A 14964-nucleotide genomic window follows, 5' to 3' on the forward strand; every position below is an offset into this window, starting at 1 on the left:
TAGGGCCTTTCATATTAACATTGCTTTATCAAATTCACTGGTGAAGCAATTACCTTACTACTTTTTACGTCATATAGTCCTATAGGTGTTACCCGTATAAAAGGCAGGTGCGTCGCAGAAAAGAATAAAATGGTAAATGCCGGATCGTCATACGCGTAACCACGCTCTTTTAGTAATTTCACCAACTGTTTCTCTTCCTGTATTAATTTATTCATTTTTAAATTAGACATAATCCCGAGCAATGGTAATGCGATTTCGTGTAATACTTCATTCTTTTCAGCTATTACCATTCCCCCGCCAAGCTCTTTTACTCTATGAAAAGCTGTAAGCATATCTTCTTTATTCTTCCCAATAAGAATGATGTCACCGGTACCAGAATAAGAGCTAGCAAGACCACCTAGTTCTTTCGCAAACCCCTTTACAACTGTATTCACTCGCCAAGTACCATCACGAGCAATCATCATAAGAAAACACTCATCATGATCTAAAGAAAGTTCATCACGGTTTAAATCAATTTCAGTCGTGTATGGTTTAGTTATAACGTTATTTAATAATTGTATACCCACTTTTTGAGAAAAAATCATATCCTCTTTTTCTATAGACCAGTTTAATAATAATGGAGTTACTTTGAATTTACTCCAGTCTATTTGTAATGATTCATTTTTGTTTATTCCGTCAAGCTTCACCCATTTCCCTTTTGCAATTACGCTTATTGGAACTGGGTTTTCTTTACTTTCCAAAATATTAATATTAGCAATTCTACCTGTCACAATTGAACCATGTATATGTTCCATATTGTAATAACGAGCGATATTATAGCTTGCCATATGATAAGCATCTATTATTGGCACTCCTTGTTTTATCGCGGTAGCTATCATTACGTTTGTCATTCCATTTTCATAAAACGAAGGATGTGAGCCGTCTGTAGTAAGAATAAATCTATCAAACTGCTTTACTCCTAGTTCCAGCAATTCTTTCAGTAAAACTTCTAAATCTGGTCGTATGGAAGAATTTCTTAGAGAAACAGTGTAACCTTGCATAAGACGAGCGAAAGCTTCCTGCCCTGTCATCGCTTCATGATCACAATCTGTACCTAGCAGTTTTAATTTCGCTAAAGTTGTTTCAGATGCTCCTGGAAAATGTCCTTCTACTTTTTTATGTAATCGTTTCGTTTCCTGCACCCAATGTAACATTTCATCATCGCCATGTAATAACTTTGGCCACGCTGTTAGCTCGCCGCCTTGAAGAACTGCTTTATGCTTAAGCCACTCTATTATTTCTTCACGATTAAATAAAGATTCCCCGTTTTGCAATTCAGTTTGTCCATCAAAACGACACCACCAATACATACTTGCTGGAATCTTTTCAAATTCATCTAATAAACGAAATGCTTCTTCACGTTGTAATGTGAAAAATAAAGTTAAATTATCATTAATGAAAGTCGTTGTCCCAAATTGCATCGCATGATTCGCTAAAGTCTCTGGATTATATAATTGATATGGATGTGCATGCGGTTCTATGTAACTAGGAACTACATACTTTCCATCACAATCAATGACTTCACATTCATGTAGTTGCGCTGGTAGTTTTTCTCCTACATATACAATGCGGTCATCATAGATCCAAATATTTGCTTGCACCCACTCGCGCATATAGGAATTTAAGTATGTTGCATTCTTTAATAAAATGTGCGGACTTCTTGTGCCGTCTATTACTTCAACATGTTCTCGTAATTGTGTGTTACTCCATCTAAACTGATTTTCTCCCAATGTATTTCACTCCAAATCAATTTACTTTTATTTATTAAAATAAAAACAATTAACAAACTAAAGTATTTTCCATTCATAACTCCCCTGTATAACCCCTATACCCTTCATTATATGGAACGATTGCAAAAATAACAATTTTCAAAATTCAAAACATACTTCTTTGATTCTCAATAAAAAAGGATGTCATGTAACCGACATCCTTTTTTATACTAAACTATACGATTGAAATACACTTGATGTCATACTAGGAATGCTAATACTGTCCTTTACAGCAGGAGCCTATTCGCATTCTATTCATCTATTTCTTAAATTCAATTTGCATCATTTTATTAAACTGTGTACCAATATCAATCACACCTAAAGAATTAGTACTGACAGCCAATGTATGTTTGCCACCCATTACTCCACCAGCAAAAGTAGTAAATCCAGGAATTCCTCCTGTATGCCCCCAAACTGAAGCACCGTTTGGAAGTTTAGTTTCATAGATTCCAAGACCATATCCATGACCAATGTCTTCTCTTTCTGTAGGAACTGTTGTCATCATTTCTTTTAGCTGAGTTTCCTTTAGTAACTTGCCACCAAGTAAAGATGAAAAGAACTTATTTAAATCGTCCGCATCTGAAATCATATCTCCCGCTGAATTAGCTAAACTCGGATTATAATACGTCATGTCTTTCAATTCACTTGTTTCGTCAATTTTCATATACCCTCGAGCATGATTCTTTCCTGGGATGACGGGTGAATTACCTGGTAAAAACGTATTTGATAGGTCCAAAGGCTCAATAATGCGCTTTTCGATTTCTTCTGCGTAACTATTACCAGTTATTTTTTCAATAAGCATTCCTAGTATTACGTATCCTGTGTTTGAATACGACCAACCTTTACCTGGCGAAAAATCTGGTGGTAGAACAAGTCCTATTTTCACTATTTCTTCTGCTGTATACGTTTTTTTCGAATTCATAATGTTAGCGTCTTTTGACTTTAAATATTCAGCTATACCACTCGTATGGTTCAAAAGTTGACGTATCGTAATTTGATTCCCATCATACCCATTTCCTTGAATGAGACCCGGTAGCCACTTTTCAATTGGATCGTCAAGTTGCACACGATTTTCTCCTACTAATTGAAGAACAGTCGTAGCAGTAAAAGTTTTCGTCACACTACCAATCCGAAAACGATAATCCGATTTCATCGATTTCTTTGTACTTAAATCCGCCACGCCAGCAGTGTAGCTACTAGTTTTTCCGTTTTTAAAAGCCTTAGCTAATATACCTGGTGTTCCAAGCTGTACCGTTTCCTGCATTACTTGTTTCCAACCATTCCGATTCTTTTGATGATTTGCTTCTGACGAATTAGAAATATTTTGAGTAGACTCTGCTTTCACAGTAAAACCTGGTGTGAATAGAGTAGTACTCGCTATTAACACTGCCAAACTTCCTAACTTTATTGAAGTACATTTTTTCATAAGGTTCTCTCCTCTTTTAAAATCGTATTGATTCAAGTTATACCTTAATCCTAAATGATAAAACTTTCTTTTTTCTTATCCATTCCTTACGAAATACTTACTTTCAAAATTAGACGACCAAATGGGAAAAAGTAATGTGTGAAAATAAAAAAGAACGTGTTTTCAATTTACGAAAACACGTTCTCTTACATACTTAAAACCCTATATCAACTTTTTAGTTTATTCACTTTTACCATCCTGCACTAGCATTCATGCCATTTCCGATAATAGAAAGTAATAGTGGCCATAATACTGGTCCTAACGTAAGCAGTACATTTAGAAGTATAAGTATTCTATATACACCGGTGAAATTATGATTTTTACGATTAACAAATACGAGACTGACTAACGATATTATGGTTGTTAAAAATAATACTAACATTACCAACCAATACCACACCATTAAACTGAGACTCCATGGTGTTAATAGCTCGTGTATGATACAAAATGAGATTCCTAATACAGCAAAACTAAAGCTAGTCACCGCTGTTTTTATAAGCCACTTACTTATTTTTTTATCGTATGTATTTTTACAATATAAATCTATTAAAGTGAATAAAGATAAATATGCCATTAATACGCCTATCCAAGACAATAACCAGTCTCCGTCCCCTTTGAATAATAAGAACAGTAACCAACACATACCTACTGCTGAAAAAACAAAGGAAATAAGTATGCTTTTTAATACCGATTTCATTACACATTCACACCCTTAAAAAACTTAAAAATTAATTATAATTTATAAAAATTAAGTATAGGTTAACATGTAATGAAGTATAAGTAAATAAAGTTAATTTTGTTTTCCTATTTGAAGACGGTTTCATATAAGAAAATAATTCATGTTAATCAAATTTACGTATAAAAAAAAGAAAAGGTGGATATTTATATATCCACCTTCCCATCTCCCTCTACCCACTTCATTATTTTTTCCACATCTAAATCCGTATACGTCTTTTCACCATAACGAACAGACTCATATAACGAAGTAATATTTCTCGTTCTACTAATTCTTTTTAACCACTGTTGCATCGTTTCATAGGACCTTCTCTGTTCATGAAATGGTAATGTTCTTTCCCATTCAACTAACGTTTTTCTTATCGTATCTGTCGGTAACGACTGTTCTAACTGATGAATGACTTTCTTGTTATTTTCGGTTCTTACCGTATTTTCTTTTGTTACCGATTTTTTCTCCTGTTCTATTTCTGGTTTCGTTAACTTTTTCCTAACGGATTTATAAAGAAAATATATAATTACCCCTGCAATAACTACATAAAAAACTATACTAATCCATGAATTTGAAAGCACAGAAAGCACATCACTCCATGAATTCTCCCGTTTGAAAAGCGGGATTTTCCTATCTATTTTCATTCTTGTATCTACAACTCCTGTTTCTTCATCTATAATTCTTTCAGGCTCATCAAACTGTTCGTTTATACTAGTAAAATCATAATTTCTTTCCAACATTGTCTCCGTCTTATTAAAAAAACGTTCTTTTACTATGTCTTGCACATGCACAACACCTTGTGATAACGTTATCGCACTAACCATAAAGAAAAGTAGCATTAAAACTCTAACACTCCACAACTTCACTTTCATATGCCGCGCTTTATTAACCATGACATAAGCCCCTTCTTATTCTTTAATTACAATCCATTTATTCGTTCTACTGTATTTCTTTGGTGAAGTACCAAGAATTAAAGGAACTGCATCCAGTTCCTTACGACGAAAACCTGCTGTGTAAAAATAAGAAGAAGATACAGGCGTATCCTGGTCCGATATTGAGGCAAGTACCTTTAATACATTTTGCAAATGTTTCCGATTATCCCCATTTTTTATATGTAGCAAACCGTTATCTTTTACACTATTGATCCATACTTCAAATGAACAGTTTTGCATGAGCAGTTGTTTACATATGCCTGCCGTTAATTCAATTAATTCTTCTGTATCATTTCGCAAAGAAACACCACTTTTATTTTGCAAGTTGAGATAAATCGCATATTTATCTGATTGTGTTCGCTCGTACTTTTTCGCAGTTATCGTCCCTGTTTTCGCTGTTGCACTCCAGTGGATGGAACGAAAATCTTCATTTTCATAAGACTTCACTCCCATTACTTTCGTTTCATCATATAGCGGTGAAGACATCGCTTTTCGAAATCCCCGTGACCATTCTTGTAATTCAGGAACTTGCATTTTCGGAACAGCTGGTAAGACTAAATAGGAGGGCGTATCAACTTGTTTATATGTTATATGGTTCGTTATGAATCCAAAGAGATCAGTAATAACAATTTCAACTTCTTCCCATTTCGCAATTCCTCTTTTTAACGCTACAGCTTGTAAATCAAATGAAACTGACTCTCTTCCTTTTAAATTAAAATTCATATAATAATTTGAACCTGTACTATAATTTTTATTTATTTCATCATGATTCCAAGTTAGCTTGTTTTCACATTTAAATCGAAATACGATATTAAGAATAGGAAATATCGACTTGTTTGAAATTTTAATTTTACACGTATTCGTTTCACCTATAAAAACGTTTGAATTCCCCTGACTGTATTCCCATTCAACACGAGATACTTTACGCATGTATACATGCATCGCACCTATTAAAATTACATACAAAAATACGAGAGATAAAAACAATAGATTACTTGAAAATACACTTAAAATAACGGCTACAACTGACATAACTCCCATTACGAAAGGCTCCGCTAAAGGTGTATACACAAGCTGTTGATTCATCGTACATTCTCCACTGGCACACTAATCGTATGAAGAATTTCTTTCATGATTTGTTCTTTCGTCGTTTTCATCTCTCCCTCAATCGTTAACGTTAAACGATGAGCGCAAACGGATGCAGCTAGTAGTTTTATATCATCTGGCGTACAATAATCTCTTTCATTTAATATTGCCCGTGCTTGAATCGCTCTCATAAATGCCAACGTCCCCCGCGGACTTACTCCAATTTCAATTAGCTCATGCTTACGAGTTGCTTCAATGATTTCAAGGAGATAATCTTGCACATCATTTGTTACTAGCACATCCCTTGCGCGTTTTTGCATCATAATAATTTCTTCACCTGAAATAATAGAATGTAACGTATCTAGCGGATCATTCTTTTGAAAACGATTCATCATTTCCTTTTCTGCTTCCCTCGTAGGATAACCTTGTCGAATCGTAAGTAAAAATCGGTCTAATTGAGCATCAGGTAAAGGAAATGTACCTGCTGATTCGAGTGGATTTTGCGTTGCAATAACTAAAAAAGGTTCTGGTAATGAATGTGTCTGTTTCGCAATCGTAACAGTACGTTCTTCCATAACTTCAAGTAACGAAGATTGTGTTCTCGGTACAGCTCGATTAATTTCATCGACTAATACTATATTTGCAAAAATAGGTCCTAATCTCGTTTTAAAATCCGATTCCTTTACATTAAAATATTCAAGACCAATAACATCTCCAGGCAAAGTATCCGCTGTAAATTGTATTCTTTGAAATTTAGCGTCCACACTTTTCGCTAAACTTTTCGCTAATGTTGTTTTTCCCGTCCCAGGTACATCTTCTAATAAAATATGCCCTTTTGCTATAAGGGCTATAGCTGCAAGTTCAATAGATTCATCTTTTCCTATAATAACCTTCGAGATATTGTTAGTAATTTTCTTTAATGTACTCATACAGTATCTACCACCTTTTTAATATCAGAAAATTAAGAATATACTTTTTTCCAAATTATAACATGTAATTCAAATATGAAATAGAGCAAAAGGGAAACTTATATTTTTTCTTCACTGCATGTAAAAAAAGCACCTATTGTCTTCCGTTGACAATGAAGTGCTTAACTCACGTAATTTTCATATTGGGCATTTGACACCTTATATACATTCACTATCTTTCCTCTCTGCACAAATGAATATAATGACCAAAATCAGGAAACACATCCCAGTGATTTTCAAGATTATCATCACCCTCTCGTTCCTCAACTAATCCTCTATTCACATCCACCTTTTCCATTACTGTATAACCATTTTCGCGGAAATTGAAAATCATGCTAGTTTTTTCTTTTTCATTCGTATCATTATATTCCCAATACATAGCTGTTCTTAAGAAAATTCTATTATCATTTATAACTTCAAAATCATAATTTAAATACTTACGAACTAAGTCATCATAAAACCCGACTAAAACCCAATCTTTTGTAACATTAATAACATACTTAATCCTTTCACCTTCAGTTAACACGGCCGTATATGGTTCGTGATTTTGATGACACAAGTATGCTTTACATGCATCAATTATATTCCAAGGTTTCTTTCTAATATCTGACCATTCGTCACAATAATAAATTTTCAAAGTTAATAATCCCTACCTTCTATACCTCTTAAAAACATACCTATTTTCTAGTTTTTTCATCTGGTTGTTGCATTCACACAAAGTAATAATGTTTTGAGCATATAAATCACTTATGTATAATAATTTACAGTATCGTATTACTTACTACTTTCAATTGTGGGTTTTACTATACACATTACTTATTTCACTTTTAAAATCATCATACATTAAAAATGCCTCTTTTAATATTTCCTCTAACTCCATATAGTTTCGATATACTGGTGTTTTTATTCTTTCACTTGCATTCATCAATAACCTTGAATAAACACTCCAAGGACTACCTAGTCTTACTTCATTATTATGATAGACAACCCATACAAACACTGTCATTCCATGTTCTAAAATTATATGAAACCATACCATATAATGTGGAGAATAATCTAGAACACCTACCTTAAAAAATTTCTCCTTCTTATCAAAAGTTGCTACATATCCCAACCTTATAAATATTTCATTTACCTTTTCCATATCATAATCCTCAAGTCTATCATTTAAATCATTAAGATTTGATCTAAAGTTTCCAGACAATTTTTTATATCTATCTATAAATTTAATTTTTTTCAGAACTTCTTTAATTTCAGGTTTCATTTCAACATTCATTTTCTAACCCTCCATGAAACTTTTCCATTATATTCACTTCATTTCTTTTCTATTTCACTCCAAATATCAACATCACATTCATTTAAAATCGCTTTAATTTTGTCCTTCTCAAATACTACTAAATACTCATACGGTAAAGCTAGCACTTGAATAATTGCAGGTTTCATTTTTAATAATTCGTAGGCGTATATGATTTCCAATTCTCCTGATACTTCTTCATTGATAGGACCTATATACCAACCTGAATCACCTTCATCACAACCACTAGATCTTTGTAAATACACCTCTTCTTGTTGCAACACATTTTTCGCTATCACAATCTTATCGTTAAATTTTATTAATTCTCCCTCTATATTTAATCGACGTAAGCAATGCGATTGCTCTAGTTGTATCCATAATGCAATCGTTAAATCTTCCGTCGTATCTATAAAAGGGTTTCTAGTATAATCCCGGGTGATAATTTGATAATAATCTTCATACTTATATAAACTATAAACAGACCATCCAATTTGTATTGAAAATCTATCTGCTAATTTATCTTTTACATTAGATAATAAATTAAATAAAGTTTCTACATGAAGACTTAATGGTTCTTCTACTTTAGCTTTTATATTTTTATTACCTATATTTTTGATTATTGTTTTCAAATCAATATTCTCCACTTCTATTGAATTTCCTCACTCAACCTGCATTCCTCAACTTGCCTTATATAGACTTTCGTTATTAACACCAATAAAATTTCTAATATTAAAACTCTTCTCCCCATACTTCTTTTGCATCTATTAACCTTTGTGATAAAAATTCATAAAAGTTCTTTGCTGTACTATAGTCATCAAGTCCGCCTTGTCTATTCCAGGCAATTATTGGACACTCATTATTTTCCATATGACTCATATCTAAACAATACGCATATTCTCCAGCATCTTCAATAACTACTAAATTGTCACTCATTTCTAAACCTCTATAGTCCTCCGTTACAATAACAACTGAAGCTATATTTGACTTACCAATCCCTAATATATCAACACCAAATAACCCGCCGGAACCATATGTATTTAAAAACCACTTATAGCTATCTGGTAATTCTACACTCAGCCTGTATTGAACAGCATAAATTTGACTTTCATTTACTCCGCCCGTAAAGTCGTCTATTTCCTCATGTTCTTTAATAAAATTTGTTAATTCCTCTTTATTCATTAACTACTACTCCTTATTTTGCAGCTTCTATTTATATTCTCATTATAAAAATGCTTTTCCTTAGCTTCACGTAATCATTTCACTGCACACAAAAACTCATAACAATATATGTATACCTTTTCAAATATCGTTTTTCTTTTATATCACATCAAAGTTTATCTATAACCTTCTCTCCTTCATCATAAGCATCTCCAAGTGGTTTAAAATTTCTTTTTAGCCAATACCAATATTGCCCTTGATTGTTAATGAGGTTTATAAGTAAATCAGTAAAAGAATTTGCGATAATTTGCGCCTCTCCAACTATACCGTGCCAATCGAAGAAACTATCATAACATCTACCTAATCTCTCTTCACTTAAATCCATCGTTACATACCCATCCATACAATCTTTACCTATAATATACCAATTTGATGAAATATCATCCGCACATAACTCTCCTATAATTATAGGATTAGCTAAAACAAATTCCTCTGGCGCCACAATATGAATAGCGTATTCCTCATTTTCAAATAAAACAAGTCCTCCACAAAGACTATAAAACTCTTTCAGATCACTTGGAAGCACATGCTTATCCTTATCAAATTTAGGTAATCTTGTAGGCCCATGAACCCGACAATTTGGTAATGTTTTTATTATTTCAATTAACTGTTTCATATTATATTTATACCTTCCTTCCATTTATTTCTTTATTTAATCATTTCAAAATTAATTCACACATATTCTTCTGCTACCCTCCAGTTCTTAAAACAGTAGTATGTAGGTCACAATTTTTAAAAAAGGTTTTTACTTTCTTCTCATTAATTCTATTCCACGATTTCTTTTGTAGATTAGACCACTTATCGTAATAATAAATTCCCATTATGTTATACACCTTTCCTTTAATATCACGAATAATACACCCTTGTTCATTAGCCTCGTCAATATTTTTTTGAGGAACTATTTTTGTATACAGGTATTTCAAAATTTAATTCTCTCTTTAGCTGATTACCTTTTAAAGCCAATATTTCTTCTCTATTGTAATCAACCATTGCCAAGAAATACTCTTCAAAATTCTCAAATCTGTCTATTTCCTCTCCTGCAAACCAAATTATCTCACCTGGTTTACGTGAATTTGATAAACATAAAACAAATAAGTCCTTATCAAATTCAGCGACCGCTATTGGTAATAGCTCCTGTCTTAAAACATCACTTTCTTTTAAAACATCGTCATCAATAACTGTTAATAACATTTGAGCGTGATCCATTATAGCTGATTTCTTCAGCTGTTCAATGCTAAATAAGTCCACAGTTTGATAAATACCTTTCCAACCATTGGCATGTTGTAGAAAATCTCGATATATTAAATCCAGTTTATAACCCAATTCTTGTTCAAGAGCATACACATACTCTTCACTTGCTCCTACTTCAGGAAAGTGATGTGGCCATATTTTCTCTACATCTTGTTTCATTAAATCTTGCTTCACTAAAGCTAAAGTTGTTATCTTTTCTTTCCAATTAATCACCTAGTAGTCCTCCTCTACATATTTAAGTTCATTAGGTTATAACCCATTATTTATCTATTAACCTGTCCATAAAGATTTAACCAACTATGATGATTCAGTTTTCCCATCTAAGTTGTATTAAAGACAAGACTATTATGCTCTTTATATGATTTTTCGTTTTCCGAAAAATTTTCAACACTCTACTTAAATCACATAGCCGTATGTAAATACAAAAATAGTGACAGTCGGATTCCCAAAACTACCACTATTTATAACCTCTTTTATTTATTGAATTCTATATGTTTTTGATGTACTGGTTATTGAATTTCTTCTACTTCGACAACCTCTATCTTCACTTCATACATATTTGGGATATTTATTTCTTTCGGTACCCATGCATAATAATTTTGATCATTCTCTAATATAAATTGAATTAACTTTATTTCTGATCCATTCCAGAAATTTTTAAGATTATCAATGTAGTCCTCTAAATCCTCTTTATAGTCCAGTTGTAATATATAATCTCTTACTGTAAGGGCAAACACAATTAAACTTCCTAATAGATCCTTTTGCTCATTTTCTTCTTCATATTCTTGTGGTAAGAACCACACTTGACCTATTCCTATTGTTTTTTTGTATTTTTCATAAAAACTACTATCGTCCATATTCTCATAATCATGTATTAATTCATCGACCAATGAATGCCATTTTGGCGGAATAATATTTTCCAATGCAGGATTATGTTCAATTCCTTCTACTATTTCCTCTATTTCTTCTGTCTCATCTTCATAGTGATATTCACTTAAGTCTATATGCTTAAATTTTATTTCATTTTTATAATGTGCCAAATCATATGGATAATGATTATTATCTTTTAAATTTGTATCATCAAGTTCCAAAATTTTCACAAGCGCTGCCGTTTCAAAGCTCCAATATCCTACATATCCAGGTTCTTTATGCGCGTTTTTCCACTCATAATCATAATGGTCTCTAAACCATTCTTTCTCCATATACGTTTGTAATCTTTTAGACGCTTCTTTTTTATCTGTTTGTGCAAGTTCTATAATCTCTCTCGTTTTTGCATATGGATTGTCTTTATAATATCTATTCGTCATTTTTGTGTATCCGATATCACTAGCACATAAGAGAAAATCAATTACTGCGTCGTTCATATTTTTTTTATCAACTATCTTTTTTAATCTTTCTATATTCTTTTTATCCGTTTCTAATAGAATTCCTAAGGAAATCATCCATAGCATATATATATATCCAACATTGTTAGTACCTGTTTGCTCTAAATCATCCAATGCATTATAAAAATATGCTTCCATTGTACTTATGTCTTCTCCTAAAGAATACATGGCCCTAATATCGTTCATCTCATGTATAAAATTCGACAAATAATTTTCTAATATAATACTTTTGTTATCATTAGGATATCTTTGAATACCATTTTTTTCATCTTCTTCTAAACTTTTAATCTCTTCTCTATTTTCTTCAATAAACTCTTTATGATACTCTATTCCCCTTTTACATTTTTCTTCTATACATAATTGATTTCTCATTCTATTTGATTCCTCCTAGCTTCTAAATTATGGCCATTCTCCAATAATATTTCCCTTTACATCTATCCTAAATGTTTTCACATTTCCACTACTATCAGGTTTATTATCTTGCAGTACAGTTTAACATTTACTCTCCAATTTCCAATTTATACAAAAATAATAACATATCTATAGATTTCGAATAAAGGAAATATTTATTTGAGAGCAATAAAAAAACCTTAAGGTAATTACCTTGAGGCTCAAAAATCACGAGTTCATTAGTTTCATGTTTATATTCAAAAGAGTTACCTCTCCTCTTTGCACAAATATAAGTATTGGCCAAACTCGGGGAATATATCCCAATTTCTAGATACATCATCTTTTATCTCTCGTTCTTCTACTTCACCAGTTTTAGAATCTTTTTGCTCCATAGCAATATGACCATTTTCTTGATACCCCAAAATCATACTTTTTAACTGTGTATCCCCGTCATATTCCCAATACATTATTGTCCTTAGGAATATTCTATTATCTTCTTTAACAATAAAATCGTAGTGTAAATATTTACGAAGAAAATCATCCAAAAAACTTACCGATACCCATTTATCAGTGACATTTACTAAATACTTTGGCTGCTCTCCATCATTGAGAACAGCAGTATAAGAATGACGTTTTTCATGAAGTGTCTTCGCTACATTCTCATCAATTATGTTCCAAGGCTTCTTTTTTATATTAAACCACTTATCGCAATAATAAATTTCCATTAATTATACACCTTCCCATTAATATCGCGAATAATAATCCCTTTCTCATTCGCCTCTTCAATATTTTTTTGTGGAACTAGCTTTGTTTGTACAGGGACTTCCAAAATTAATTCTCCATCTATTCGACCACCTTTTTTATTACTTCCGCCAATTTGATCAATCTCCTCGAAACAATACCCTCACCTGGAATATAAGAATCTATAATATAGTTCTTCTCATTGTTTTTTCACAAAATCAGCATTGATTTCTTATTAGATATCCTAAGTACACTCATACTCTCATCTGTCTCTTAGTATTGTAACCAATTTCGTACCACTGATGAACACCCTTTACAGGTGTTAAAAACATAGAAAAACCTTGAAAAGCATATATGCCAATCAAGGTAACAGTTTAAATACCAACTATTATTTACACATTTCTCTTTTCCATACTCTTTTTCCGTCAGTTAAAAACACTGAACTAGGTGGATCATCAAAGAGAGAAATTTCAACTAACGAGCCTTTCTTTTGTATTAACCAATTATATAAACTATTTTCTTCCCTAGTAGGATGCGCTAAAATATCATTCACTTGAAATGTAACGGCATAGTATTCGGTATAATTCACATCATCGTCATCTAACCCATTGTCTGTTTCAAAAAGTGTGTCTGGTTCACCAATAATTTTTAATCCACTTTCCCACTCTATTATCAAGTCTCTATCTTTATACTCTTTTAACGTTTTTATTAAAGGATCATATTTCATGTATATCCCCCTCTTATTACTTCTTTAGTGGTTCTGAAGGTACTATATGTGCTCCGTCTTTTCCATAATGAATCATTCCTCTAGTAGTTTCAAGGTATTCACCAGTATCACGATCATAGTATTTTCCAATTGTTTTACCAAAGTCTACTCTTTCTTTTTTACCGTTTGGTAGTAGTTGACCTTTCCCGGCGAACTTATCAAGCAATTCTTGTGCTATTTTATTATCGCCATAGAAAATGCTCTTATTTTTTCCATTTGCTAATTCTTGTTTATAGTTCGGTGTATCGGGAATATGCTTCTCTTGAGCTCCTGCTTTCACTTTTATTGGATAACCATTTACTTCACGGTATGGACCTTTAGGTACTGAATCTTTTCCATAAGAAGGTATTCGATTACTCGCACCCTTACCTCCACCAGAAGACTGGATTTTTTGAATAGTATCCTTAGTATTTTGAATCGATTTATCCCATACAAATCCACCATGTGCAAAAAGACTAGCCCCAGCAGCTGTTGCTGCTATATCTAATGGAATAACAATTGGTGATGCTAACCCACCAGTTCCTACTTCTGCCACGATAGTTAAGAAATTAGATCCGCCTATGAGCGAAATACCTTCAAACATTTCTACAATGGACCCGGCTATTGATATAACATTTCCAGCCAACCTTCCAGCTTGGTAAGTTGTCTTACTTTCTAATTTATCATTCTCATGTGGTTGTAGTCCAACAAAGTTTTCTAGGGCTGCATCACCAGCACCTTGAAAAAATTCGATAACTCCATGCAAAAATGATTGCGTATAAAGGGCTGTTTTTTCATGCCATGATCTATCGTCTTCCTGCTCTTGTAAGTTAAATTGTTGTTTTTGCAAAGTAATTTGTTTCATCTCGGTTTGACGAGCTTGTTCTTCTATAATCCCCTAAGTTCTTCTCATTTTTTTTCACAAAATCGGCATTGAGATTTCTTATTAGATATCCT

At 32.6% G+C, this 14964-nt stretch carries 15 protein-coding genes and 1 pseudogene; all 16 read right to left on the minus strand.

The genetic code is table 11. From position 1 onward, the window contains the following. Positions 1-14 precede the first annotated feature (14 nt). Entirely contained in the window at positions 15-1769 is a 1755-nt protein-coding gene (locus DN392_RS29855) for an adenine deaminase C-terminal domain-containing protein (RefSeq protein WP_064469846.1), read from the minus strand. A gap of 298 nt (positions 1770-2067) precedes the next feature. Next, entirely contained in the window at positions 2068-3234 is a 1167-nt protein-coding gene (locus DN392_RS29860) for a serine hydrolase domain-containing protein (RefSeq protein WP_088321616.1), read from the minus strand. Positions 3235-3463: 229 nt separating this feature from the next. Further along, complete coding sequence (locus DN392_RS29865) at positions 3464-3970, minus strand: DUF3902 family protein (RefSeq protein ID WP_000843825.1); 507 nt, start codon at positions 3968-3970, stop codon at positions 3464-3466. 185 nt (positions 3971-4155) lie between these two features. After that, on the minus strand, positions 4156-4890 hold the full coding sequence (locus DN392_RS29870; protein ID WP_048566152.1) for a hypothetical protein: 735 nt from the start codon (positions 4888-4890) through the stop codon (positions 4156-4158). Positions 4891-4905: 15 nt separating this feature from the next. Next, a complete protein-coding gene (locus DN392_RS29875) occupies positions 4906-6015 on the minus strand; it encodes a DUF58 domain-containing protein (RefSeq protein ID WP_048566151.1) in 1110 nt (369 codons plus the stop codon). Beyond that, positions 6012-6944: an AAA family ATPase gene (locus tag DN392_RS29880; protein WP_048566150.1), complete on the minus strand. Its 933-nt coding sequence runs from the start codon at positions 6942-6944 to the stop codon at positions 6012-6014. Before DN392_RS29880 ends, DN392_RS29875 begins: the two co-directional genes overlap by 4 nt. Positions 6945-7155: 211 nt before the next feature. After that, positions 7156-7620 (minus strand): hypothetical protein, encoded by a 465-nt coding sequence (locus DN392_RS29885; RefSeq protein ID WP_061673297.1) that lies wholly within the window; start codon positions 7618-7620, stop codon positions 7156-7158. Positions 7621-7770: 150 nt separating this feature from the next. After that, entirely contained in the window at positions 7771-8259 is a 489-nt protein-coding gene (locus DN392_RS29890) for a hypothetical protein (protein ID WP_048566148.1), read from the minus strand. Positions 8260-8297: 38 nt separating this feature from the next. Continuing rightward, on the minus strand, positions 8298-8906 hold the full coding sequence (locus tag DN392_RS29895; RefSeq protein WP_048566313.1) for an immunity protein Imm33 domain-containing protein: 609 nt from the start codon (positions 8904-8906) through the stop codon (positions 8298-8300). Between the two features lie 100 nt (positions 8907-9006). Further along, the gene (locus tag DN392_RS29900) at positions 9007-9456 is read right to left on the minus strand and encodes an SMI1/KNR4 family protein (RefSeq protein ID WP_064471183.1); all 450 of its coding nucleotides are present in this window, start codon (positions 9454-9456) and stop codon (positions 9007-9009) included. Between the two features lie 148 nt (positions 9457-9604). After that, a complete protein-coding gene (locus DN392_RS29905) occupies positions 9605-10111 on the minus strand; it encodes an SMI1/KNR4 family protein (protein WP_088321614.1) in 507 nt (168 codons plus the stop codon). Between the two features lie 263 nt (positions 10112-10374). Beyond that, entirely contained in the window at positions 10375-10959 is a 585-nt protein-coding gene (locus tag DN392_RS29910) for an SMI1/KNR4 family protein (protein ID WP_000611507.1), read from the minus strand. Positions 10960-11255: 296 nt separating this feature from the next. Beyond that, positions 11256-12503, minus strand: coding sequence for a PoNi-like cognate immunity protein (locus tag DN392_RS29915; protein WP_061673294.1), 1248 nt, complete (start codon positions 12501-12503; stop codon positions 11256-11258). 284 nt (positions 12504-12787) lie between these two features. Continuing rightward, positions 12788-13246 carry a hypothetical protein gene (locus tag DN392_RS29920; protein ID WP_064471182.1) on the minus strand — a complete coding sequence of 153 codons (459 nt, stop codon included), beginning with the start codon at positions 13244-13246 and terminating at the stop codon, positions 12788-12790. Positions 13247-13650: 404 nt separating this feature from the next. Then, a complete protein-coding gene (locus tag DN392_RS29930) occupies positions 13651-13989 on the minus strand; it encodes a hypothetical protein (protein WP_064057054.1) in 339 nt (112 codons plus the stop codon). A 16-nt stretch (positions 13990-14005) separates the two neighbouring features. After that, positions 14006-14905, minus strand: a pseudogene (locus DN392_RS29935) (polymorphic toxin type 50 domain-containing protein); the annotation flags it as partial. Positions 14906-14964: the final 59 nt, after the last annotated feature.

The organism is Bacillus sp. BB51/4 (assembly GCF_008368845.1).
In the GTDB taxonomy this organism is placed as follows: domain Bacteria; phylum Bacillota; class Bacilli; order Bacillales; family Bacillaceae_G; genus Bacillus_A; species Bacillus_A wiedmannii.